Origin of the sequence: Actinosynnema sp. ALI-1.44 (assembly GCF_001984155.1) — a bacterium.
Taxonomy (GTDB): domain Bacteria; phylum Actinomycetota; class Actinomycetes; order Mycobacteriales; family Pseudonocardiaceae; genus Kibdelosporangium.
On the sequence record NZ_MTQO01000043.1, the window covers coordinates 240,064 to 263,716 of the forward strand.

17 protein-coding genes and 2 pseudogenes are annotated in these 23,653 nt (G+C 68.8%); 10 read left to right on the forward strand and 9 right to left on the reverse strand.

Features of this window, described 5'->3' with window-relative positions; genetic code table 11:
• Positions 1-30 precede the first annotated feature (30 nt).
• Complete coding sequence (locus tag ALI144C_RS18285) at positions 31-1,008, reverse strand: helix-turn-helix transcriptional regulator (RefSeq protein ID WP_076988314.1); 978 nt, start codon at positions 1,006-1,008, stop codon at positions 31-33.
• A 46-nt stretch (positions 1,009-1,054) separates the two neighbouring features.
• Here ALI144C_RS18285 and ALI144C_RS18290 point away from each other — a divergent pair, with 46 nt between their 5' ends.
• Complete coding sequence (locus tag ALI144C_RS18290) at positions 1,055-2,383, forward strand: VanZ family protein (RefSeq protein WP_237774201.1); 1,329 nt, start codon at positions 1,055-1,057, stop codon at positions 2,381-2,383.
• Here ALI144C_RS18290 and ALI144C_RS18295 read toward each other — a convergent pair.
• Complete coding sequence (locus ALI144C_RS18295) at positions 2,349-4,385, reverse strand: transglycosylase domain-containing protein (protein ID WP_076988315.1); 2,037 nt, start codon at positions 4,383-4,385, stop codon at positions 2,349-2,351. The genes ALI144C_RS18290 and ALI144C_RS18295 overlap by 35 nt on opposite strands.
• 225 nt (positions 4,386-4,610) lie before the next feature.
• On the opposite strand from ALI144C_RS18295, the gene ALI144C_RS18300 reads away from it, so the two are divergent.
• Positions 4,611-5,714: an AIR synthase-related protein gene (locus tag ALI144C_RS18300; protein ID WP_076988316.1), complete on the forward strand. Its 1,104-nt coding sequence runs from the start codon at positions 4,611-4,613 to the stop codon at positions 5,712-5,714.
• A 195-nt stretch (positions 5,715-5,909) separates the two neighbouring features.
• Here ALI144C_RS18300 and ALI144C_RS18305 read toward each other — a convergent pair whose 3' ends face one another.
• Complete coding sequence (locus ALI144C_RS18305) at positions 5,910-7,178, reverse strand: outer membrane protein assembly factor BamB family protein (RefSeq protein ID WP_076988317.1); 1,269 nt, start codon at positions 7,176-7,178, stop codon at positions 5,910-5,912.
• A 120-nt stretch (positions 7,179-7,298) separates the two neighbouring features.
• On the opposite strand from ALI144C_RS18305, the gene ALI144C_RS18310 reads away from it, so the two are divergent.
• Together ALI144C_RS18310 and ALI144C_RS18315 are read left to right on the forward strand one after the other, a co-directional pair.
• Positions 7,299-8,045, forward strand: coding sequence for an SDR family oxidoreductase (locus ALI144C_RS18310; protein WP_076988318.1), 747 nt, complete (start codon positions 7,299-7,301; stop codon positions 8,043-8,045).
• Positions 8,046-8,085: 40 nt separating this feature from the next.
• On the forward strand, positions 8,086-9,081 hold the full coding sequence (locus ALI144C_RS18315; RefSeq protein ID WP_076988319.1) for an acyl-CoA dehydrogenase family protein: 996 nt from the start codon (positions 8,086-8,088) through the stop codon (positions 9,079-9,081).
• Here the strand turns inward: ALI144C_RS18315 and ALI144C_RS57540 are convergent.
• The 3 genes and pseudogenes from ALI144C_RS57540 to ALI144C_RS18325 form a co-directional block, all read right to left on the reverse strand.
• Positions 9,065-9,214 (reverse strand): annotated as a pseudogene (locus ALI144C_RS57540) (glucose-1-phosphate thymidylyltransferase); the annotation flags it as partial. The gene ALI144C_RS18315 and the pseudogene ALI144C_RS57540 overlap by 17 nt on opposite strands.
• 29 nt (positions 9,215-9,243) lie before the next feature.
• A pseudogene (locus ALI144C_RS59075) lies at positions 9,244-9,333 on the reverse strand (sugar phosphate nucleotidyltransferase); the annotation flags it as partial.
• Positions 9,334-9,361: 28 nt separating this feature from the next.
• Complete coding sequence (locus ALI144C_RS18325) at positions 9,362-10,174, reverse strand: SRPBCC family protein (RefSeq protein WP_202818984.1); 813 nt, start codon at positions 10,172-10,174, stop codon at positions 9,362-9,364.
• Between the two features lie 118 nt (positions 10,175-10,292).
• Here ALI144C_RS18325 and ALI144C_RS18330 point away from each other — a divergent pair, with 118 nt between their 5' ends.
• Genes ALI144C_RS18330 through ALI144C_RS18340 form a run of 3 tightly spaced genes read left to right on the forward strand, consistent with a single transcriptional unit; the run spans position 10,293 to position 16,470 of the window.
• Positions 10,293-14,678, forward strand: coding sequence for a WD40 repeat domain-containing serine/threonine protein kinase (locus ALI144C_RS18330; protein ID WP_076988321.1), 4,386 nt, complete (start codon positions 10,293-10,295; stop codon positions 14,676-14,678).
• Positions 14,678-15,472 (forward strand): hypothetical protein, encoded by a 795-nt coding sequence (locus ALI144C_RS18335; protein WP_237774202.1) that lies wholly within the window; start codon positions 14,678-14,680, stop codon positions 15,470-15,472. The genes ALI144C_RS18330 and ALI144C_RS18335 overlap by 1 nt, the downstream gene beginning before the upstream one ends.
• A 50-nt stretch (positions 15,473-15,522) precedes the next feature.
• Positions 15,523-16,470: a hypothetical protein gene (locus ALI144C_RS18340; RefSeq protein WP_143230708.1), complete on the forward strand. Its 948-nt coding sequence runs from the start codon at positions 15,523-15,525 to the stop codon at positions 16,468-16,470.
• Between the two features lie 8 nt (positions 16,471-16,478).
• Here the strand turns inward: ALI144C_RS18340 and ALI144C_RS18345 are convergent, their stop codons facing one another.
• Entirely contained in the window at positions 16,479-17,162 is a 684-nt protein-coding gene (locus tag ALI144C_RS18345; protein ID WP_076988323.1) for a response regulator, read from the reverse strand.
• Positions 17,159-18,337: a sensor histidine kinase gene (locus tag ALI144C_RS18350; protein WP_076988408.1), complete on the reverse strand. Its 1,179-nt coding sequence runs from the start codon at positions 18,335-18,337 to the stop codon at positions 17,159-17,161. Before ALI144C_RS18350 ends, ALI144C_RS18345 begins: the two co-directional genes overlap by 4 nt.
• 239 nt (positions 18,338-18,576) lie before the next feature.
• Here ALI144C_RS18350 and ALI144C_RS18355 point away from each other — a divergent pair, with 239 nt between their 5' ends.
• Genes ALI144C_RS18355 through ALI144C_RS18365 form a run of 3 tightly spaced genes read left to right on the forward strand, consistent with a single transcriptional unit; the run spans position 18,577 to position 22,809 of the window.
• A complete protein-coding gene (locus ALI144C_RS18355; protein WP_083753147.1) occupies positions 18,577-20,691 on the forward strand; it encodes an MMPL family transporter in 2,115 nt (704 codons plus the stop codon).
• A 1-nt stretch (position 20,692) separates the two neighbouring features.
• Positions 20,693-21,208, forward strand: coding sequence for a hypothetical protein (locus ALI144C_RS18360; RefSeq protein ID WP_083753148.1), 516 nt, complete (start codon positions 20,693-20,695; stop codon positions 21,206-21,208).
• Entirely contained in the window at positions 21,205-22,809 is a 1,605-nt protein-coding gene (locus ALI144C_RS18365) for a multicopper oxidase family protein (RefSeq protein WP_076988325.1), read from the forward strand. Before ALI144C_RS18360 ends, ALI144C_RS18365 begins: the two co-directional genes overlap by 4 nt.
• 6 nt (positions 22,810-22,815) lie before the next feature.
• On the opposite strand, the gene ALI144C_RS18370 is transcribed toward ALI144C_RS18365, so the two are convergent.
• Positions 22,816-23,625, reverse strand: coding sequence for a CHAP domain-containing protein (locus ALI144C_RS18370; RefSeq protein WP_076988326.1), 810 nt, complete (start codon positions 23,623-23,625; stop codon positions 22,816-22,818).
• Positions 23,626-23,653: the final 28 nt, after the last annotated feature.

A 23,653-nucleotide genomic window follows, 5' to 3' on the forward strand; every position in this document is an offset into this window, starting at 1 on the left:
GATGTCTGCTGTGCGGGCGAATGTGGGCGACTACGCGCTGGCCGTTTCGGACGGCATTTCGCCGTACGCGGCCCGGTACAGCTGGCTGAACCGGCCGAGGTGGGTGAAACCCCAGCGCAGCGCGACTTCGGTGACCGAGCCGGTGGCGTGCCCGGCCCGGATGTCGGTGAGATCGGCGTGGACGCGGCGCAACCGCGTGCGCCGCAGGTAGGTCAGCGGCGACATGTCGAACTCGGCGCGGAATGTCCGCTGGAGCGTGCGGACGGTCGTGTGCGCCGCAGCCGCGATGTCCGCGACGGTGATCGGACGGTGGGCGTTCTGGTGGCAGAACTCGACGGCTCGCTGCAACGCCTGTGTGGTCAGGGAACCGCTGTCGTGCTCCAGTGCCGCAGTGAGGTTGTTCTGCTGGATGTCCAGCAAACCGTGGACGAGCATCTGCTGGAAGTGCGCGGCCGCCAGGGGCGAGCTGTCGAGCAGCCCGGACAAGGACCGGTCGGCGAACGCGCGCACCAGTCGCAGCCATGCCGCGGCGTCCGGCCGGTCGGCTCGCAGCGCGACGTCGAACCGCACCGGGCGGCGCGGCATCTCCGCCGTCCTCGCGAGGACGGCCTGGTCGACAGCGGACTGTCCTATTCGAACCAGCAACTGCGCGCTGCAGGCGTAGATGGCGTTCACCTGCGCGCCGGGTGAGCACACCATGTACGACGGGCCGACGGGTTCGTTGTCGAGCACGACCTCGTTGCGCCCGGCCAGCGGGATGCTGAGCGTGTAGGCGTGGGACAGCTCGACCGCGTTCATCCTGATCTCGGGGTCGATGTCCATCCGGTAGATCGTGATGCCGGACCGGGCGGCGGGATCAGGCGGGCCCGCGACCAACGACGTCCGCAACCATCCGGGCGACCTCGGCGGGGTGCGCAGCCGAACCGACCCCGGCTCGAGGTACGAGTTCATGTGCACGTGTATCGCGTCGAGGTCGTCGCTCGCGAACAGAGGCAGTGTCCCCTTCATCAGGGACAGTATGCCCCGTGTTCGATGGACAGGAGTTGTCATCGAATTGTCCACACCCGCGCCTACGGTCGCCTATGGGCTGGTCAGCCAGCCGACGTCGAGGTCGGGCAGCGGGTCCGCGCGGTCGTTCATCCTCCTGGCCGATCAGCTGGTGACGAATCCGCTGAAGACCACGCGCGAACGGTATCGTGTCCGTCGACACACCGTGTCCGAGTTGCTACCGCAACGCTGTGACGGTATCTCCTTGCGGGTGGAGTCGCAGATCATTCCGGCCGTGCTCGCCATCGTCGGCGGGTGCTTCCTCGCCGTCCTGCTGTCGTTGCCGTTCGTGGTGGTGAGCTACCGGCGACGGGGTGAGCTGGGGTTCGGCCGGATCCTGCTCGCCGTCGGGTTCGTGATCTACGCGCTGGCCATCGCCACCTACACGCTGCTGCCGCTGCCCGAACTGACCGACGCCTGGTGCGCGCGACACGAGGCGTTCCGCACGCCACAGCTCAACGTGACGCAGTTCATCGTGGACATCCGCACCGAACAACGCGTGCCGGGTTTGCGGGGATATCTGCACAATCCCGCTGTCCAGCAGTCCGTTTTCAACATCGCCTTGTTCGTGCCGCTCGGGATGTACCTGCGGCAGTTCTTCGGCCGCGGTGTGCTCACCTCGATCGCCATCGGTTTCGGCGTCTCCCTGCTGGTGGAACTGACGCAGCTGACCGGGAACTGGTTCCTGTTCCCGTGTCCCTATCGGATATTCGACGTGGACGACCTGATCGCCAACACCCTGGGCACAGCGGTCGGCGTGCTGCTCGCGCCGATGCTCAGGCCGTTCGCGGGCCGGACTCCGAGCGCGCCGCCGACCGAGCCGCGCCCGGTGACCGCGTGGCGGCGGCTGCTGGGGATGGTGATGGACCTGGTGTCGGTGTACCTGCTGGGCACCTTCATCAGCGTCGTGGTGGACGCCGTCGTCGTCTACGTCTTCCATGGACAATCGGTCCAGCGGCACTGGCTCGGCAGTGCGCTCGTGTTGTGGCTTCCGGCGTTCCTGCTGCTGGTGCTGCCGTCACTGGGCAGACAAGCGGCGACGATCGGACAGCGCGCGGTGCGGTTGCGGCGTATCCGGCCTGATGGCAGGCCTGCGGGCGCACGAGTGGTGATCGCGTTGCTCACCGGCGGCGCGGGCTATTTCGCGTGCATGGGGCTGTCGTCGACCGATTCGGTGTTCGGGACCATCGGCTTCGGGCTGCTGGCGGGCGCTTTCGTCCTGGTGTGGCCGCGTTCGCACCGAGGAATGTCCGGCCTGCTCTCCGGGCTGGTCATCGCCGATTCCCGGGAGAAGGCCGACGTCAGCGACCGCCCAGTATCGACTTCATCGCTGTGAAGTAGGGCGGCGCGGCGACCGTGCCGCCGAACGCGCCGTGCCCGCAGGACCCGATGTGGACCGGGTTGCCGGGGCAGAGCTGACCTGGCTTGTTGCCGTCGGCGAACACCAGCGACGAGACGGCGTAGTCGTCCACGCCGCCGACGAACGCGACCGACTGGTTGGTCTGCGTCGTGCCCGTCTTGCCGATGTCCGGACGGGTCCAGCCCGCGGCACGCGCGGACGCCGCGGTCGTGCCGCTGACGGTGTCCTGGCTGAGACCGGTCATCAACGTGCTCGCCACGTCACTGGTAACGGCCTGCTCGCAGGGGGCGTTGTTGACGGGCACCGCGTTTCCGGCCGCGTCGGTCACCGACAGGATCGGCGACGGCGGGCACCACACGCCGCCGCTCATCAGCGTCGCGGGAACGTTGGCCAGTTCCAAGGGGCTCACCGGGCTGTCACCCAGCGTGAACGACGGCTTGTCCTGGAAGTACTGGGTCTGCGTCTGGCTGTGCTGCGGATCGGTCGAGCCCGCGTCGGGCTTCTGACCGACGTTGTTGGTCTGCATCGACGAGCGCAGGCCGAGCCGGGACGCCATCGCCACCACCTGCGGCACGCCCACGTTCTGCTCCAGGCCGACGAACGCCGTGTTGGGCGACGTGGCCAGGCCGTTGGTCAAGGTGATCGGGTCCGCGTAGCTGCCGTCGTTGTGGACGGTGTAGCACTTCCGGTTGCCGGACAGGGGAAAGCACTGGCTCGGCGGGTTCGGCAGTTGCGTGTCGAGCGTCGCGGTGCCCGACTCCAGCGCCGCGGCCGCCGTGAAGATCTTGAACACCGAACCCGCGCCGAACGGGTCGCTCACCTCGGTCACCAGGTTGCGCGTGGTCTGGCCCTGCGCCGCGTCCGTGCCGAGACCGCGGTTGGCCACGAGCGCGAGGACCTCGTGTGACGTGGTGCCGGGGGAGACGATCGCCATCGTGTTGGCCACTCCCGGCTGGGTGACGGGCACGTTGGCGTTCACCGCGTCCTTGGCCGCCGCGCTGACCTGACTGTCCATCGTGGTCTTGATGGTCAGTCCCCCGTTGGTCAGCTCGTCCTTGGCGACCCCGGCGGACTGGAGGTAGCTCAGCGCGTACTGGCAGAAGAACCCGGCGTCCGGCTGGGCGCTGAAGCACGTGCTCGACGGCACGGCCGGGCCGCTGACCCCCAGCGGCTCGGCCTTTGCCCGCGCCGCGGTCGGCTGGTCGATCGCCTTGGTGGCCAGCATCGAGTCGATCACCAGGTCACGGCGCCGCTGGGCGGCGACCGGGTGCGCGTACGGGTTGAACGTCGTCGGGTTGTTGACCATCCCGGCGAGCAGCGCGGCCTGCGGAACCGTCAGCTTGTCGGCGGTGGTGCCGAAGTAGGCGCGGGCGGCGGCCTCGACACCGTAGATCTTGCCGGTGAACTCGACGACGTTCAGGTAGTCGGTCAGGATCTCGTCCTTGGACAGGTGCTTGTCCAACTCGATCGCGGTCCGGGCCTCCCGCAGCTTGCGGGTGATCGTGTCCGCCCGGTCGGCCGACTGCGCGACCGGGTTGTCCTTGTCGATCACGTTGATCAGGTAGTTCTTGACCAGCTGCTGCGTGATGGTGGAGCCGCCCTGGCGGTCGCCGCCGGTCACGTCCGCGATCGCGGCGCGGGCCACGCCCTGCGGGTCGATCCCGTGCTCCTGGTAGAACCGCCGGTCCTCAATGGACACCAGGGCGTTCTTCATGGCGGTGGAGACCTGGCCCGCGCCGACCGGGATCCGGTACTGGTCGAAGACCGTCGCGATCGGCGTGCCGGCCCGGTCGGTGAGCGTGGTCACGCCGGGCAGTTGTTTCGAAATCGACGCGGGCACGATCCTGATGACCGAATCGCTCACGTCGGCGGCGACCAATCCGGCGCCAATCGACACCGGCGCCAGAATTCCCGCGACGAGTCCACCCGCGACCGCACAGGCACCGACGAGTTTCAGAAGATTTCGGCTCGCACCCACTTGTTCGAAGGTACGCCGGGCTGATTAGGCAGAATGGACGAAGCAGGCATTACGGAGCGATCAGTTTGCCACCGTCACCGGGTGATACCGGTCACTGCTTCGGGGCACGGAGACAAAACGCCTGGTGGCAGCGGGGCGATCACCCCATCGGGGCACTAGGGTGAGCAGGTCCTGCGGAAACCCCGGCGGGGCCACGAGCCGATTTCTCGACGAGGTGTTACAAGAGTGTCCAACCTGGGTGAGTACCAGCGCGCGGGCGTCGACTATTCCATCCTGGACAAGGTCAAGCGGGACGCGGTGCACCGCGCGGCGGCCACGAGCGGCCTGCTCGCCGCGCACGGCGCCGAGGAGGTCGGCGGCTCCCGGGGCTCGACCGCGTACGTGCTGAAGGTGGGCGGCCTGACCCTGGCGACGGTCACCGAGGGACTCGGCACCAAGTCGGTCATCGCGGAGGACTACCTCGCGCAGACGGGGCAGAGCCGGTTCGCCGACGTCGCGGTGGACGCGGTCGCGGCGATCGTGAACGACGTGATCTCGGTCGGCGCGAACCCGATGGTGGTCACGGCGTACTTCGCCACCGGCGACGCGGCCTGGTACTCCGACGAGCGCAAGTCGCTGGAGCTGCTGGCCGGCTGGCAGAAGGCGTGCGAGCTGTCCGGCGCGACCTGGGGCGGCGGCGAGTCGCCCGCGCTGCCGGGAATGCTCACCGGAGCGGGGATCGAACTGGCGGGCAGCGCGCTGGCGCTGGTGCCGGAAGGTCGGGAACCGGTGTTCGGCGACACCGTGGCACCCGGCGACCGGATCGTCGTCCTGCCGAGTTCGGGCCTGCACACCAACGGCTCGTCGCTGGCCAGGCGGATCGCGGGCAAGCTGCCGTCCGGTTACCAGACCAAGCTGCCCAGCGGCCGTGACCTCGGCGCCGCGCTGCTCGACCCGTCGGTGCTCTACCCGGCGTTCGTCCGCGCACTGCTGGACTCGCCGGTGCGCCCGACGTTCCTCAACCCGATCACCGGCCACGGACTGCTCAAGATGATGCGGGCTTCGACGAACGTCCGGTACGTGCTCGACACCGTGCCCGAGGTACCCGAGGTGCTCGAGTTCCTGGCACACGAAGCGGGAATGTCGACCGCGGAGTCGTACGCCACGCTCAACATGGGCTTCGGGTATGTCGCCGTCGTCCCCGCGGACGACGCGGACAAGACGGTGGAGGTCGCGCGTGCCGCCGGATACGACGCCGTCGTCGCGGGCGAGGTCGTCGAAGGCGATCGTTCGGTCAGCGTTCCGTCGCTGGGAATCGAGTACAAGGACGAGGAATTCAAGGTCACCTGAGTGGTCGACGTGCCGCCCCGGTTCAGGGCGGCACGTCATCCGATGACGACAACGAGAAGTGCGAACACGGCCAGCAGCCCGAGGATCGCGCCTTCGATGTAGCCTTCATGACCCCTCCCGTTTGGTGCGACTGCCAGTTGGCTGTCGCCGGGAGGGGTTTGACCGTCAGCGCCGATCAAGACACGAATCGGTCACTCATTTGATCGGCCTGTACGAGAGCTGTTTCTTGACGTCGACGGCGAGGTACTTGTCGACCAACGCCGGGGCGGCCCCCGGTGCGTCCGGCGCGTCCTTTCCGGTTTTGCCGTCGATGGCGACCGGGTCGTTGGCACCGAATCCGTACACCATGCCGTGGTAGGCGGCGGTCAGGTTCGGCACGACGCGGTTCGCGGTTTTCGTGATCTCCCACAGCGGGGTCGCGCCGACCGAGTTCGCGTCATAGGCGAATGTGCGCTCGCCGCGTGCGTCGCAGATGACCAACGACTGGTCGTCGTAGAAGCACGTCACCTCGTAGGACGACATGCTCGACACCTCGGTGGTCTTGCTGTACAGCGGTTTCCCGGTAGTGACGTCGATGATGTCGAACTTGTTGTCGCCGTTGCTGTAGATCTTGAGGCTGCTGGCCACGACCTTCGGGGAGATCGGCATCAGCTTGGCCGGGTACCCGCCGGTGTCGATCGACCACTTCTGCGCGCCGTCGGCCTCCGCGAGCCCGGCCGTCGTCCGTTGCTCACCGATCAGCGGCTTGCCACCGCTGCCGACGACCACGCCGCTGTCGACCTCCGCTGCCAGGAACATGTCCTTGGTCCAGCGCACCTGGTGGGAGTTCGCGTCCACCGCGAACGTGCGGCCCAGTGAGGCGGAGTCGTCGAAGTAGCTGACCACGACGGACGTGTCGGTCACGCCCGCGACCGTCGGCCTGCCCTTGCCCGTGCTGAGTTTGTTGCCGAGGTCGATGTCGATGACCGTGTTCCAGTCGGCCTTGCCGGTCTTGAGGTCGAGCGCCATCACTTCGACCTGCGGGACCGACGGCGCGGTGCCCTGCGCGGGCTTGCTCCCGTTGATCGCCGCGTAGACGCGGTCCTTGTAGACGACCGGCGCCGTGGGGTCCGCGCCTGTCGACACCTTGATCGTCGCGGGCGCCGACCACATCACGTCGCCCGTCAACCCGTCCATCGCGACGACGGCCTGGTCATTGAGCCCGTAGAGATTGCCGTCGTGCAGGGTGACTGTCGGCACCTGCTCGTCGTTGAACGACGACAGTTTGAACTTCGCTTCGGTCTTCTCGAACACCTTCGGCGGGTCGAACGCCTTGCGTTCCGGCTTCTTCGGTGTGCTGGTCGGCTGCTCGGCCGGAGCGTCCGGTGTGGACTGTCCTTTTCGGGCATCATCACCCCCGCCGCCGCACCCGGCCAGCACGGCCGCGACCAGCACAGCACCCAATCCCGCGTTCAAGCCCCGCATGCACATTCCCCCTGCTCGTGGGACACCGTCGGCAGGCATCGTAGACACTTCGGCCCGGTCTCGCAGGCCGAACCCTTGTGGTTTTCTTGCGGTCGTGCGCGGCACAGTAGGCTGACGCCCATGTTGCGGGGGCGCGTGGCGTTGGTGACCGGTGTCAGTCGTCGTGCGGGGATCGGGTACGCGGTTGCCCAGCGGCTGGCCGGGCTGGGTGCGGAACTGTTCGTGCACCACTACACGCCCCACGACAGCGAGCAGCCGTGGGGCGCTGATGCCGTGCTGCCGTTCACTGGAGCGGCGAACGCTTCCGTCGACCTCGCCGATCCCGATGGACCGCAGCGGTTGATGGACGCGGCTGTCGCCGCGTTGGGGCAGGTGGACATCCTTGTGTGCAACCACGCGTTGAGCGGGAGCGACGGCCCGCTGGGCACGCTCGACGCGGCGATGCTCGACAAGCACTGGGCCGTCAACACCAGGTCGTCCATCCTGTTGACGCAGGCGTTCGCCGCGCAGCACGACGGACGCACTGGTGGCCGGGTCGTGTTCATGACTTCGGGGCAGGACCTCGGGCCGATGCGCGGTGAAGTGGCGTACGCGGCGGCCAAGGGCGCGCTCGCGTCGATCACGCGAACCCTGGCCGACCACCTCGCCGACCAGTCGATCACGCTGAACGCCGTCAACCCGGGGCCGGTCGACACCGGGTACGCCACGCCCGAGGTCATCGAGGCCGTCAACCGCAGGTCACCCCGGGGCCGGTGGGGCACTCCCGACGACGCCGCGCGGCTGATCGCGTGGCTGGTCGGCGACGACGCCGAGTGGATCACCGGTCAGGTGATCAACTCCGAGGGCGGGATCCGCCGGTTCGACTGAAGTTAGGGCAGCCTAACTCGCGAATCGGTATGCTGGCGGCGTGACGGACCTCGTTGAGCGGGCGCACTGGATCGCCGACACTGTTCTCTTCCCGGACGCACGTCGAGTCGACGAGAGCGGCGTCATCCCGGAAAGCCACTTCCGCCTGCTGGCGGCTGAGGGCCTGTACGGCGTCGTCCGGCCGGACGCCGGGCTGGACCTGGACACGATCGTCGCCGTGATCGAGGCACTGGCAGGCGGCTGCCTGGCCACGACGTTCACCTGGATCCAGCACCACGCGGCCGTCATCGGCCTGGCGAACACGACGAACAAGGCGTTGCAGTCGGAGTACCTGGACGACTTCACCACGGGGCGGCGGCGCAGCGGCGTGGCGTTCGCCGGTGCGCTGGCCAACCCGCCGCGGCTGCGCGCCACCCGGGCGGACGGCGGCTGGATCTTCGACGGCGACGCGCCGTTCGTCAGCGGCTGGGGGATCGTCGACGTGCTTCACCTGTCCGGCAACGCGGGCGACACCATCGTCAACGCCCTCGTCGACGCCAAAGGCCTCGACACGCGGCCGTTCGAGCTGGTTTCGTTGCAGGCCACCGCGACCGTGCGACTGAAGTTCGACGAGCTGTTCGTTCCGGACGCGCGGGTGGTCGCCGAAGTTCCCGTCGAGCAGTTCCTCGCCACGCAGCACGTGGGTGCCCGGCTCAACGGTGCCATGCCCACGGGGCTGGCGTCGCGGTGTGTCCGGTTGCTCGAGGAGCACGGCCGGGCCGACGCCGCGGCCGCACTGTCCGAGCAGGTCATCGGTGTGCGCGCCGGGCTGAACGCGGGACTGGCCGACCCCACGTCCATCTTCGCCGCGCGGGCCGCCGCGTCCGACCTGGCGTATCGCGCTGCCGGAGCGGTGGTCGTGGCCGAGGGCGCGTCCGGTGTCATCGTCGGAGGGCATGGCCAGCGGCTGGTCCGTGAGGCGCTGTTCACCCTCGTCGCCGGTAGCCGTGCGCCGATGAAGGACGCTTTGCTCGACGTGCTCACAGCCGCGCGGTGAACTCCTTGGCGATGAACATCACGTACTGGCCGTAACGCGAGTTCGCCTGTCGCCCGCCCAGTGCGTGGCAGGCGTGGGCGTCGATGAAACCCATGCGCAGAGCCACTTCCTCGATGCACGCGATGCGCACTCCCTGCGCCGCCGAGTCGCCGTCGACGTAGTCGGCTTGTCGTTGACCGGCAGCAGCTGTTTGGACACCGCCAGCGTGATCGGGTGGAGCCGGGTGCCGGATCCCCCGGCGGTGTCGGCCAGCGGGCCGCGGTCGCGGTCGTGCACCACCCTACCTGCCCGAAGCGCGCCGAGACATTCTGTCCACAATGGATCTGGCGGGAGGGTTCGGATGGCGGAACCGGTGGCCGCGCGCCAGAAGCCGTACCGGCTCTATGACACCGTTTCCCGGCGCGACGGCGTTCACGCGGCCGGACAGGCTGTCGTCGGCGATCGCGCGCAGATAGACGTCGCACAGGTCGTCGAGCGCGATCCACGTCGGTCCACCGCGCCTGCTGCCGTTGCGCACCGACACAGTCCGGCCGCCGGCTTCGATCCGTGTCACGTCGTCGGCCACATGGACGGTCGCGTCGAGTCGCTCGTCAGTCGGCGTACGGACCACTCGATGTCCGCCTGTGGTGAGCAAAGCGGTGAACGCCGTCGCGACCGGGCCGTCCGGGCCGGTCACCGCGACGGTCAACGGCGGCGAACCCAGCTCGGCGTGGATGGCCAGGTCCTCGGCCAGCTTGCGGTGCCGGTAGCGGAACATGGGCTGCAGCAGGAACCTGGGCACGAGCGTGTCCACGTGGTCGGTCAGCCGGGTCCGGCCCGCGCCCTCCGCCGTGAACTCGTGCCGGTGCCGCCACGACATGACCAGCGACAACGGACCTTCGAGCCGGTCGGCGAACAGCTCGGGCGGCCGGTACTCGCTCGGCTGGTGCTGTGCCCGCCAGCGCAGACCACCCGGGATCTTGAAGATCGCGGTGCCGTCCCGCAGCGAGTCGGCTTCCTGGATCACTTCGATCGGTTGCCACGGTGGGCTGAGCCGGACGAGCGCGCCTGGCCGCGCGTGCCAGTCGAACACGTCCTGGAGTGGAGCGTCCACGACGCTCGAGTAAACGATTCCCATAGCACCCTTGAGTATCGGCGCGGACCCGGACGGTGGCCACTTGTCGGCAAAGATGCCCACGCGGGCCCGGTGGCCGGATCGGTAGGTTTCTCCCATGGTGGCGGGCACGTTCAGCGCGGAACCCACGGATCTGCCGGTCTTCGGGCCGTATCGCATCGAGGGCCTGCTCGGCCGGGGCGGCATGGGTGTGGTCCACCGGGCCTACGACACGGTGCACGAACGCGTCGTCGCACTGAAACGACTGCCCGGTTCGGTCACCGACCAGGACTACCGCGCCCGGTTCAAACGGGAGGCCCGGCTGGTCGCGGCCATGGACCACCCGAACGTCATCCCGGTCAACGACTTCGGCGAGATCGACGGCGACCTGTTCATCGACATGGCACTGGTCGACGGCACCGACCTGCGGCGCGCGCTCGGCGCGGGCCCGATCGACCCCGACCGGGCGTTCCGGATCCTCGGCCAGGTGGCGTCCGCGCTGGACGCCGCGCACCGCGAAGGCCTGGTCCACCGGGACGTGAAACCGTCCAACATCCTGCTCGGCCGGGACGACCACGCCTACCTCGCCGATTTCGGCATCGCACGGGAGACCTCGCCGGAGGCGACCGCGCTGACCAGGTCCGGTGACCTGATCGGCACCTGGGACTACATGGCGCCGGAACGGCTGTCGGCAGGCCCGGTCGACAGCCGCAGCGACCAGTACTCGCTGGCCTGCGTGCTGTTCGAGAGCCTGACCGGCAGGCAGGCCCACCCCGGCACCGACCCGGCCGCCAAGATCGCCGCGCACCTGCTGCAACCGCCGCCCGCGCCGTCGGTGTTCGTCCCGGCGATCACCCGTGAACTCGACACCGTGGTCATGCGTGGCATGGCCAAGGACCCGGCCCGCAGGTTCGCCACCGCGAGCGAGTTCATGACGGCCGCGCGGACCGCCGCCTACGCCGGGGGCACCGAACGAGCCGCGCCCGCCACCGAAGGCCAGGCCGACCTGGTCAAAGCGATCCTGCGGTCCAGCGCACCACGTCGTACGCCGACACTGCCGATCACCGCCACGGCCCCGTACCCCGGTCTGGTCGGGTTCGACGAGCGGGACGCGGAGCTGTTCCACGGCCGCGCACACGTGGTGACGGATCTGCTGGTGCGGCTTGCCGAGCAGCTCGACGGCGGCGAACCCGTCGTGCTCGTCGGGGCGTCCGGTGCGGGCAAGTCCTCGGTGCTGCACGCAGGTCTGCTGCCCACGCTGACCGACTGGCCGCACGCCGTCCTCACGCCGGGGCTGGACCCGATCGGCCTGCTCGCGGCGGCCGTCGCCCCGCACACCGGCGGCGACCCGGCCGAGCTGGCCGCGCGAATCAGGCAGGAGCCGTCCGATTTCGGTGCTTTGTGCGCCGTGGACCGCAAACGTCTGGTGATCGTGGTCGACCAGTTCGAGGAACTGTTCACCCACGGCGTGCCGGACGAGCAACGCCGGGTGTTCGCCACCGCGCTGGCCAACGCCCGGCCCGCACTGGTCGTGCTGGCCGTCCGGGCGGACCTCGTCGACCGGTGCATCGACCTGGCGCCGCTGATCCCGGCGTTCACCGCACCGGTGCTGCTGGGCGCGATGGACGCGAACGAACTGCGCCAGGCGATCGTGCGGCCAGCGCGGGACTTCGGCGTGGAGATCGAACCCGGCCTGCCGGAACGGCTGATCGCCGACCTGGGGGTGCGCGGCGAATCCGGATACGACCCCGGCGCGCTGCCCAGGATGGCCCACGCCTTGCGTGAGGCGTGGAACTTCCGGGAAGGCGACACGCTGACGTTGGCCGCGTACCGCAGGGCGGGCGGAATCGACGGCGCGGTGTCCCGTACCGCCGAGGACATCTACGCACGGCTCGATCCACGCAGCCGGGAGATAGTGCGTGCGGTGCTGTTGCGGTTGGTGACCGTGTCCGACGACGGCGCGGTCGCCCGGCGCAGGGTCGACCCGCGTGAGATCGGCGGTCCGGTCCTGGACCAGTTGATCGCCGCGCGCCTGGTCACCGTCGACGCGACGGGCGCGAGGCTCAGCCACGAAGCCCTGCTCACCGCGTGGCCACGGCTGCGGGACTGGATCGACGAGGACCGCGCCGGGCTCGTCCAGCACCGGAGGTTCACCGACGCGGTGCGTGTCTGGACCGAGTCGGGTCAGCAGGACGACGACCTCTACCGCGGTGCCCGGCTCGCGACGGTCAACGCGTGGCTCGAGCAGGGCCGGACCGGTCTGCAACCGGCCGAACAGGAGTTCCTGCACAGGTCGAACAACGCCGAACACGCCGGTGTGATCGCCGCGCGCCGACGTACGCGCCGACTGCGCACCATGGTGGCCGCGTTGAGCGTGTTGCTGGTGGTGGCCGTCGGCGCGGTCGTGGTGGCGACCCGGCTGCGGCAGGACGCCAGCAACGAACGGGACCGGGCCGACCTCGGCCGTCAGCTGAACCTGTCCCGGCAGTTGGCCGCGGAGTCCGAACTGGCCAGGGGGATCGACCACGCCAGAACCGGGTTGCTGGCGCTGGGCTCGTGGCAGGCCGAGCACACCGTGGAAAGCCGGAGTGCTGTGCTCGGCGTGCAGACCGATCATTTCCGGGGGCGAATGCTCGGCCACGACGGACCGGTGACGGGCATCGCGATCAGCGACGACGGCGACGTCGCGGTGAGCGGCGGGCGAGACGGCTCGCTGCGCCTCTGGGACGTGCCGGGGCACCGGGAACTGGCTATGCTGGACGACGGGGACGGCTGGTACCGCTCCGTGTCGATGACCGCGGACGGCCGGTTGCTCCTGGCGGCCAACGCGACGGGCGCCCAGGTGTCGCTGTGGAACGTGCCGGAGCGCAAGCGGATCTTCACCGTGCCCAGCCGCGCGGTCGACGGGCACATCGTGCGCGACGGCTCGTCCTTCACCGCGTTCACCGAGAAGGGCGTCACGGTGTGGGACACCGCCAAGCTCACCGAGACCGCGCGGTTCCCCGCGCCCGCGTCCCTCGCGATGGCCCAGAGCCCGGACGGGAAGCTCATCGCGACCACCAACGAGAAGAACGTCGAGGTGCGCCGCACGAGCGACGGCGTGCTCGTGGCGACCTTGACCGGCAACACCGACGACGTCACCGGCCTGGCGTTCAACCGGGCGTCGACCGCGCTCGCCACAGTGTCCCAGGACCGGCACCTGTTGCTGTGGGACACATCGAAGTGGACTCGTTCACTGGACAAGGAAACGTCGGAGCCGGGCCTGAACGCGGTCACCTTCGACCCGGCCGGGACGGCGGTCCTGGCAGGCGGGGTCGGGACGACGCTGCGCGCGTGGGACATCGCGTCGGGGCAGGAGATGCTGGGACTCGGCACCGGCTCGGTCACCACGTTCGGCCTCGCGATGAGCGGTGACGGGCACACGTTCCTCAGTGCCGACTCCGCGGGCCAGATCACGGTATGGGCCTTCCAACGAACCGCGCTCGGGCCGCGTGACAGCCCGATGGTCGCGGTCGCGTCCCACGGGAAGCTGTTCGTCACGGCCGCGGCGGACGGAGCGATCCGGTTGTGGGACAGCACGACCGGCGACCAGATCAAGCGCTGGTCCCATGGCGGGACGGCGGCGTCCGCCGCGTTCAGCCCGGACGGGTCCCGTGTCGTCACAGTCGGTCTGGACGGTGCCGTGGTCGCGTGGGACGTGGCCACCGGCGCGCAGACGAGCCGGTATTCCCGTCCTGGGACGGAATTCACCGAACTGGCGTTCAGCCCGGACGGCAAGGAGATCGCTGTCGCGGGCAAGACCCCGGCAGGGGCGAGCAAGGACCAGGACCGCGACGAGGTCGTGTTCCTCAACGCCGAGGACCTGACGATGGCCGCCATCAGGCCGACCAGGAAGGAACCGCGCAACGAGCTCGTCGTCGAGGTGAACTACCCGACGTCGGTGAAGTACAGCCCGGATGGCGAAGTCCTGGCGTTGACGCTGTCCGGCGGGAAGGTCGGTCTGTTGCCCACAGCGAACCCGCGCGGGCCGATGCGGATCCTGCCCGGCCACGACAGGCTGGCGATGGACACGGCGTTCACCCCGGACGGCCGGACGCTGGTGACCGCGGGCGGCGACCGGATGGTCCGGCTGTGGCGGGTGTCCGACGGCGAACAGGTCGGCCTGATCACCGGGCACGACTCACCGGTCCGGAGGATCCGGTTGACCCCGGATGGCCGGACGATGCTGACCGCGAGCCAGGACACCGTGCTGCGGCTGTGGGAATTCCCCGGCGGTCAACCGGTCGCCCGGCTCGACCGGCACGACGACGCGATCAACGACACCACGTTCGACGCGGACGGCACGCGGGCGATCAGCGCCTCGGCCGACGGCACCGCGCGGATCTGGGATCTCGACCCGGACAACGCCGTCCGCGCGATCTGCGACCGGCTCAACCGGGCCGGGCTCGCCGAGGACTGGGCGGCCCTCGGACCGGACCGCGGCGCCACACCGGTGTGTCCCTGATGCCCAGCGTGGTGGTCCGGGGCACCGGGATCCCCTCGGTGGTGCTCAAAGCGGGGGAGTCGCTGCTGTTCGGGCGGGCTCCGCACTACGCGCTACGGCCCGGCGGTGTGGCGTTGACGCTGCCCGACTGTGCGCCGCACATCTCACGGCTGGTCGGTGAGCTGGTCGTCGCCACGGACACGGTCACGCTGACGTGGCTCGGTTCCGGTGAGGCGCAGCTGTCCGGGTTGTTCGACGCGCCCGGTGGTGCACGTCGGGTCATCCTGACGAAGTCGATGTCGGCGTTGCTGGACGACGGTGAGAACCAGTTGGTCGTCCTGCTCGGCAGGCAGACCGCCGGTGGTTTCGCCGACACGTTGATCAGCGTGGACGTGTCGCTGGAGACCGTGCTGCCACTGGTTCCCGGTGATCCGACCGGGCAGGTCACCGCCGCGGGGCCGGGGTTGGTCAGGGAAAGCCGTGACTGGTACGTGGCGTTGGCCCTGACCGAGCCGTGGTTGGTCGGCAAGGACGACTATCCGCGTCCGCCTTCCAACCGGGAGATCTACGAGCGGGTGGTCCACTGGCACGGCTACGCCTGGAACCTACAACGGCCGCAACGCGTCGACGACGCGATCCGAGTGATCTCGGCGATCGCCTTCGGGGCTCGTGATGATCCTTATCTGGCGCAGCACGACGGGCGGTTGCAGAACATCCGGTTCGCGGTCGCTCGTCGGGCCGCCGAGATGCGCCTGGTCACTGTCGCCGACTTGGCCGAAGTGGAGCGGGTCGCGCGGCAACGGCCTTCGCCGTGAGCTCTTGGTCGCCGGTGCGGCAGGCCGGGGCGCCCCTATGATCGGCAGCCATGACTGGTGGTCGGGAGTGCTTGGGGTGTCATCACGAGGAAGACCTGCACTGGGCGCAGGGGTGCAAGGCGGTCCTCAGTGAGGTGTGGCATGACGCGCACGACGGCTGGGAAGGGTCGTCGAAGCCGTACAAGGTCATCGAGCGGTGCCTGTGCCCGCAGTACATCCGCCCCAACCCGGCCCACAGGGACGCCCACGGTCCGTCACTGCCGTTGCGGATGGCGGCCGAGTACGACGAGAACCACCCCGCGCACCGCGTGTTGACACGACTGGACCAGATGATTCGGGGCAGGCAACCGGCGGACGTGGACGCTGCCACCTCGCTGGCCGGTTGGCTGGCCATCCTCGGCCGCGGCGACCAGTCAGCGTCCTCGTGCGTCAGTGGGACACTCCGCGAGGAGACACTCCGGGACTTTCTTCCGTTCCACACACAGCAGCAGGTCGACCTCACCCAGCCGCACGCGGCCGAGTGGGCCCGCCGCCTACGCTCCGCCGCCCGGACCGCGGCCGTCGAACTACTCGACAAGCACGAGTCCGCCACCGAGGTGTACGTCGACCCGGAGACCCACGCCCCGGTCATCCGCACCAACGACGCGGACGCCCTGTGGACGACGATCCCCAGGCGACTGCCCACCACCAGCCCGCTCGCCGAACTGGTGGTGGGCTCGCTCGTGTGGGTGCGCACCGAGTCCGGCACTCTCCACCTGGCCCCTGACCAGGAGCACCAGGGTTACCCCTGGCGCCGTGGCAGCACCGACTGGCCCACCAGGCTCGCCACCTTGGTCCACCTTCTTCTCGACGACATCACGGCCGTGCCCTCCCAGACCCGTGGATCCGAGGTCCCCCAGTCCCTGCGGCTGTTCGCCGAACAGACCTGGCCACCCAGCTGGGCGTTCACCAGGGGCCAGTTGGAAGCCATCCGTGACGGCGGTCCCGTCACGCCATGACCGGAGTGTCACGGCAGGGTGTTCCGGTCGTCCCTTTGCCGTGGCCGCACCAACCCGTTCTCGTACGCGAAGACCACCAACTGTGCCCGGTCACGTGCTTTCGTCTTGCTCAGCGCGCGGCTGACGTGGGTCTTGGCCGTGGTCAGGCTGATCACCATGTGCGCGGCGATCTCGTCATTGGACATCCCCATTCCGACGAGGCGCACGACCTCGGTCTCCCGCTTGGTCAGCACGCTCGCGTCGGTGTTCGGCCGCGGGGTGGCCGGGTGGGCGACGAACTCGGCGATCAGCCGCTTGGTGATCTTCGGCGACAGCAGGGCGTCGCCGTTGACCACTGTGCGCACCGCGCGCAGCAGTTCGTCGGGTTCGCAGTCCTTGACGAGGAAACCGGACGCGCCCGCGCGCAGCGCGGCGAACACGTACTCGTCGAGCGCGTAGTTGGTCAGGATGATCACGCGGATGCCTGCGAGGTCGGGGTCGTCGGCGATCGTCTTGGTCGCCTCGATGCCGTTGACGTCCGGCATCTGCACGTCGACCAGTGCCACGTCGGGCCGCAGCCGCGCGGCCGCCGCCACCGCCGCTCTCCCGTCGCCCGCCTCGCCGACCACGGTGATGTCGGGCTCGCTGTCCAACAGCGCGCGGAAGCTGGCTCTGAGCAACGGCTGGTCGTCGACCAGCAGAACCCGGATCATGCCGTTCCCCCGTTGTCGTCTTCGGATCGACCGAGGGGGAGGACGGCCTTCACCGCGAATCCGCGGGTCGGTCTGGGACCCACCTCGAACTCGCCGCCCAGTGCCGCGACGCGTTCCCGCATCCCCCTGATCCCCACTCCCTCACGCACGACGCTGCTCGAGTCCGCTTCGCCGTCGTCTTCGATGCGCACAGTGACCTTGTCATAGTCGTACCGCACGTCGACCGAGACGGTGGAAGCTCGCGAGTGCCGCGCGGCGTTGGTGAGCGACTCCTGGACGATCCGGTAGGCGGCGAGATCGACGTGCTGAGAGACCGCAGGGCTGTCGCCGGACACGGTCACCTTCACCGCCACCCCCTGCTGTTCGCTCGCCTTGACCAAGTCCGGCAGTTGCCGCAGGGAGTGCGGCCGTTCCGGCTCGTCGTCGTGGCGCAGCACCTCCAGCGCCGAGCGGAGTTCGCCCATGGCCTGCTTGCTGGCGTCCTTCACGGCGAACAGGGCGGTGCGGGAGCGGTCCGGGTCTCGGTCGAACAGGTGCGCCGCCACGTTGATCTGGGCGTTCACCAGTGAGATGGCGTGTGTGAGGCTGTCGTGCAACTCGCGGGCGATGCGCAGCCGCTCCTCGGTGGCGCGGAGTTTCGCGGCTTCCTCCTTGGTGCGCAGCGCGTCCACCGCCCGCTGTTCGACCTCGTTGAGGTACGCCTTGCGCTGCCGTGCCGTCTCCGCCGCGACGATCACCGCGGCGAACCAGCCGCCCACCCACAGCGGTCCGTCGAACGCCTGCCGGTCCGGCAGTCCCGCCGGGCGGAAGCTGATCAGCAGCAGGCCCGCGCACAGCGCGGCACCGGAGACCAACGCCGTCCAGCGCGCGCCCAAAGCGGCCACTGTGTACAGAGAAACCAAAGCCGCACTCGGTTGGAAGAATCCGGGATAGGCGAAGTAGTAGTAGACGATCGTGGCGAGCGAGGTCACCGCGAGCACCGCGGTCGGAGCCACGCGACGGAACGCGAGCGTCAGTCCGGACACGATCAACAGCGTGTACCCGAGCGGGTCGAGCTGGATCTCGATCCCCTGGCCGCGAGGCACGAGCGGAGTACCGATGACGAGGAACAACGTCAACCCGGCTGCGAACGCCGGATCACGCCAGTCCATTCGCGTCAGCCGGATCGATCGCATGGTCACAAAACTAGCGCATGGCTGTTGCGGCGGGTGTGATACGTAGCCCGCTAACCCTTCCGGTGAAGTACTTCTCGACTACATCCCCGGGAGTACTCCGCCGGGGGTGGTGGTGTTCACCCCCGGATCGGGACCAGCCGGAACTGTCTGCCCAGGCACGACGCGGAGACTGACCGGGAACAAGGAAGCTTGGGGCTCAAGGACAGACACGCTGTCGCTGAGCGTCAGGAGCCCGAATCGTGCGCGCTGTACTGGCTCTGCCCGCGGGCCGAGTCGCCAAGTGGGTTGTGCTCGTGGTGTGGGTCTTGATCATGGTCGCTGTCTTCCCGTTGGCGTCGAAGCTGTTCTCCTCGACCAACAACAGCCTCGTCGGCTACCTGTCGCGTGGTGCGGAGTCCACACAGGTCGAGGAGCTCAAGAAGCAGTTGTCCACGGGTTCGGGCCAGCGCGTCGTCGTCGTGTACGAGCGCGCCGGCGGTATCCGGGACGAGGACACCGCGAAGGCGAAGACGGACTTGGCCGAGGTCGTGCGGCGCTATCCGGCGAACGCCGGGACCGCGTCGTCCGTGACCCCGTCGGGCGACGGCTCCGCCCTGGTCTTCGGCTTCACCCTGCCGTCGGGTGACCCCGCCAAGGAAGGGGCGAACACCGGGAAAGCCGTCGACGAGACCCGTGAGCTGGTCGGGCAGGGCAAGGACGGTCTGACGGTCAGGGTCGGCGGTCCCGGCGGCGTCCTGGCCGACCAGTTGAAGAGCTTCGGAGGTCTGCACACCACTGTGCTGCTGGCGACGATCGCCGTCGTCGCCTTGCTGCTGCTGATCATCTACCGCAGTCCCGTCCTGTGGATCGCGCCGTTGATCAGCGTCGCGTTCGCCGCGCAGGGCGGACAGGCGGTCGCGGCGGCGATCGCGCGGCACACCGGTTTCACAGTCACGTCGGGAAGTGCGTTCGTCCTCGTGGTCCTGACCTACGGCGCCGGAACGGACTACGCGTTGCTGCTGATCGCCAGATACCGCGAGGAACTACGCAGGCACGAGGATCGGCACGACGCCATGAAAGCCGCGCTGCGGCGCAGCGGGCCGGCGATCATCGCGTCGGCGGCGACCGTGGGGATCGCTTTGCTGTGCCTGCTGTTCGCGTCGATGAACGCCAACAGGGCGCTGGGGCCGGTCGGGTTCGGCGGCATCGCTTTCGCTTTGCTCGCCACGATGACGTTGCTGCCCGCGGTGCTGGTCATCTGCGGTCGCTGGGTGATGTGGCCTGCCATCCCACGGCCCGGCGGGCAGCCGGAGTCGAAGGACGAACACCGGATGTGGCACCGCATCGGCGATGCCATCGAACGCCGCCCGCGCAAGGCGTGGATCGGTACCCTGGTCCTGCTCGGCGCGCTCGCCGCGGGGCTGTTCACCATGAACCTCGGCCTCAAGGAGGTCGACGGCTTCACCGGCAAGCCGGAAGCCGTTGAGGCACAGGAGTTGTTGCTGGCGCACTACCCGCCTGGCATCACCAGGCCGGTGCAGGTGATCAGCAACACCGGCCAACTCGACGCGGTTCTCGGGGTCGTGCGGGACACGCCAGGCGTGGCGAACGCCGTCGTGACCGGGAAGAACGACACCATCGGCCAGATCACCACGACGTTGCGGTTCGCGCCGGACACGCGGGAGGAGACCGGCACCCTGCACTCGCTACGGGACCGGGTGCACCAGGTGCGGGGTGCGAACGCGCTCGTCGGTGGTCACAGCGCCATCCTGATCGACGTCGCGGAGTCCAACCTCGACGACGCCAAGGTCGTCATCCCGTTGGTGCTGTTGACGATCTTGATCGTGCTGATGGTGTTGCTGCGCGCGGTCGTCGCCCCGCTCGTGCTGATCGCGACGGTGGTGATCTCGTTCGCCACGACACTGGGTCTGTCCGCCGTGGTGTTCCAGGAGCTGTTCGGATTCGCCGGGGTCGACGCGACGCTTCCGTTGCAGGCGTTCGTGTTCCTCGTGGCGCTTGGAGTGGACTACAACATCTTCCTGATGGGAAGGGCCCAGGAGGAGGCCCGCGGGATCGGCACGACGGCCGGGATGCGCAAGGCGCTCGCGGCGACAGGGGGCGTGATCACCTCGGCGGGTGTGGTGCTGGCGGCGACCTTCGCGGTCCTCGTCTCGCTGCCGCTGGTCGCCTGGGTGCAGATCGGCTTCGTCGTGGCGCTCGGCGTCGTCATCGACACGGTCGTGGTCAGGACCGTGCTCGTCCCGGCGACGACCATGGATTTGGGGGACCGGGCCTGGTGGCCCGGCAACCGGGTGGGACGAGTTGCCGTACCGCGCAGTCGGTACGACCGAATCGGAGCGGAAAGAGATGGATGAGATGAGGCAGCGTCCAGGCGCACAGGATGTGCTCCATGCCGAGGAGGGGGCGCCGTCCGGTACCGCGGCGACATCGCGGATCACCGCGAGGTCCCAGCGGTGGAACCGGCAGATCATACTGTGGCTGCGGGTTTTCCTCGTCGCGTTCCTGATCGACATGCTGGTCCAGGTGGGGCTGGCCGCACTGTTCATCACCGGCGACGTCGCGCTGCTGAAGTGGCACGACAACAACGCGAACATCATCCTGAGCACCCTGCTGTTCTTCGCGTTGATCCCGGCCGTCCTGCTGTGGCGGCCCGCGCGGGGCAGTTCCGGGCCCACGTGGTGGATCGTGGTGCTGTTCCTGTTGATCGAGACGCAGAAGACGCTGGGGTACCTGCGGTTGATCGGCCCGCACATCATGATCGGCGTCGGAATCTTCGGCTTGTCCGTCGGCCTCGTGGTGTGGGCAGTGATGTACAAGCACGACCCGTACAAGCGCGAAGCCAGGATCCAGACGAAGAAGGCCAAGAAATGAAGCGGCGCGACACACCACAACTCGGCCGCCGCCGGTTCCTCGGCCTGCTCGGTGCGTCGGGCCTCGTCGCCGTGACAACGGGCATCGCGGGCTGCGGGAATCGCGCGGGTGGGCAGGTGTTGTCCGGGCCCGGCAAGGTCCTGGCGAGCAAACTGCCGTTGCCCGCGAAGTTCGAGCGGCCCCTGACGGTGCCGCCGGTGGTGCGGCCGGTCCGCACGGACCGCGGCGCCGACTACTACGAACTGGTGCAACGCCTGGGCGACGTCGAGATCCTGCCCGGTCGCAGGACGCAGGTGATGGGGTTCGACGGGCGGTTCCCCGGGCCGACGTTCGAGACCCGGCGTGACCGGCGTGCGGTCGTGCGGATCTCGAACGAGCTCCCGGTGCCGACGTCCACGCACCTGCACGGCGGCGTGACCGACCCGGATTCGGACGGATATCCCACGGATCTGGTCCTGCCCGGGGGATATCCGGTGCACGAGATGCACGGCGGGCACTCGGAGCACATGGCCAAGCCGGAGGACTACACCTTCCACCAGGTCAGCAAGACCCACGTGTACGACCTGCCGCAACGCGCGGCCACGCTGTGGTACCACGACCACCGGATGGACTTCTCCGGCCCGCAGGTCTACCACGGTTTGGCGGGGATGTTCCTCGTGCGGGACGCCGAGGAGGACGCTCTGCCGTTGCCCAAGGGGGACAAGGAACTCCCATTGATGATTTGCGACCGGTCGTTCAACGAGGACGGTTCGTTCAACTACCCGGCGCTCGACCGCAGGCTGAAGTCGTTGCCGGGAGTGGAGGACGACTACATGGACGGCGTGCTCGGCGACGTGATGCTGGTCAACGGCACGCCGTGGCCGACGCACGACGTGGCGAACACGCGGTACCGCCTGCGGTTGCTCAACGCCTGCAACGCACGCAGGCTGGAGCTGGCGTTGAGCCGGGCGCCGAAGGAAGGCGCGCCGTTCGTCCAGATCGGCAGCGACGGCGGCCTGCTGGAGAAGCCGCAGGACATGACGACCCTGCCGATGTCACCGGCGGAACGGTACGACGTGATCGTCGACTTCTCGAAGTTCGACGTCGGCACCGAGGTGGTCCTGGCCAACGTGGCGGGCGCGGACTCGACCGCCGAGGTCATGCGCTTCCGGGTGACCAGGCAGGAGACCGACAGGAGCTCGATCCCGGACCGGCTGTCGCACTTCGAGAAGCTCGACCGGTCGCAGGCGGTTGCCACGCGGTCGTTCGACTTCCGCAGGGGAGCGACCAACCAGGACCACGACTGGACGATCAACGGCCGCGGGTTCACCGTGTCGGCCTACGAGGCCGAGCCCAGGATGGACACGGTGGAGCTGTGGAAGTTCACGAGCGACTTCCACCACCCCGTGCACGTCCACCTTGGACACTTCCAGGTGGTGTCGCGCAACGGCGGCGCGCCGGAGCCGCGGGACGCGGGCTGGAAGGACACAGTGGACGTCCGGCCGTTCGGTGTGGTCGAGGTGCTGGTGAAGTTCACCCACTTCAAGGGGCGGTACATGATCCACTGCCACAACCTCGAACACGAGGACATGGCGATGATGGTGAACTTCCGGACGACCTGACCCACATCATGTGCCGGGGGCGTAGTGGATGACCGTGCTGATGGCGGCGAGCGGCACCTCGCGGGTGCCGAAACCCCTGTCCACGCTCCAGTTGTACTCCTGCACTGTCACGGTCGTGCCATCGGCAGCTGTACTGTTCACCGCGGTGATGTAAGCGACGTGTCCGAGGTCGGACGCGCCACCGGCGCTGGCTTCCCAGTGGGCGATGGCGCCGACTTCCGGCGTCCGGTCGACCCGGTAGCCCAGTCGGACCGCGTTGTCGTTCCACAGGTGCGCGTTGCCCCAGTAGCCCTGGATTCCGTTGCGCCAGCCGTTGTTGTGGAAGTAGCCGGCCAGCTGCTCCATCCGCCACGCGACCCACGACGTGCACTGGCCCGCGTACATCCGCCAGCGGTCGACTGTGTCCGCTTGGCCGCGGTACGGGTAGTCGTCCGTGGTGGGCCGTGCGCCCGTGGGGCCGCATTCGGGTTCGGCCGCGTCGGGCTTCCCGCTGGTGACGAACGCGTTCGCCACCCATGAGCCGTCGGCGAGCTTGTTCCAGACGTTCGACGCCCCCCTTTTGCCCGCGACGGGTTCGGCTCGGGTCGTGCAGGCGATGACCACGCTCTGCCCGTTGGCCGCGCTGCCTGTGACGCCGTACTGCGTGCCGGGGCCGTAACGCAGCTTGACCTGGTCACCGTTGATGTCGATCTTGGCTGGTGTCGCCGCCTGGGTGGCCGGGGCTCCCAGCACGGCAAGACACAGGGTGGCGAGCAGGACCATGGACCGCATAGCGCATTCCCGACCTTCGACCGTGCCGACGTATCCGCCGATCATCCGGGATGATCGTCCACTTGGCACGTTG

What these genes read in the sequence shown, in the direction of transcription:
- ALI144C_RS18285 (WP_076988314.1), bottom strand. Translation starts at nt 1,008, where the DNA reads ATGAAGGGGACACTGCCTCTGTTCGCGAGCGACGACCTCGACGCGATA.
- ALI144C_RS18305 (WP_076988317.1), bottom strand. Translation starts at nt 7,178, where the DNA reads ATGCGGGGCTTGAACGCGGGATTGGGTGCTGTGCTGGTCGCGGCCGTG.
- ALI144C_RS18310 (WP_076988318.1), top strand. Translation starts at nt 7,299, where the DNA reads ATGTTGCGGGGGCGCGTGGCGTTGGTGACCGGTGTCAGTCGTCGTGCG.
- ALI144C_RS18330 (WP_076988321.1), top strand. Translation starts at nt 10,293, where the DNA reads ATGGTGGCGGGCACGTTCAGCGCGGAACCCACGGATCTGCCGGTCTTC.
- ALI144C_RS18335 (WP_237774202.1), top strand. Translation starts at nt 14,678, where the DNA reads ATGCCCAGCGTGGTGGTCCGGGGCACCGGGATCCCCTCGGTGGTGCTC.
- ALI144C_RS18340 (WP_143230708.1), top strand. Translation starts at nt 15,523, where the DNA reads ATGACTGGTGGTCGGGAGTGCTTGGGGTGTCATCACGAGGAAGACCTG.
- ALI144C_RS18345 (WP_076988323.1), bottom strand. Translation starts at nt 17,162, where the DNA reads ATGATCCGGGTTCTGCTGGTCGACGACCAGCCGTTGCTCAGAGCCAGC.
- ALI144C_RS18350 (WP_076988408.1), bottom strand. Translation starts at nt 18,337, where the DNA reads ATGCGATCGATCCGGCTGACGCGAATGGACTGGCGTGATCCGGCGTTC.
- ALI144C_RS18360 (WP_083753148.1), top strand. Translation starts at nt 20,693, where the DNA reads ATGAGGCAGCGTCCAGGCGCACAGGATGTGCTCCATGCCGAGGAGGGG.
- ALI144C_RS18365 (WP_076988325.1), top strand. Translation starts at nt 21,205, where the DNA reads ATGAAGCGGCGCGACACACCACAACTCGGCCGCCGCCGGTTCCTCGGC.
- ALI144C_RS18370 (WP_076988326.1), bottom strand. Translation starts at nt 23,625, where the DNA reads ATGATCGGCGGATACGTCGGCACGGTCGAAGGTCGGGAATGCGCTATG.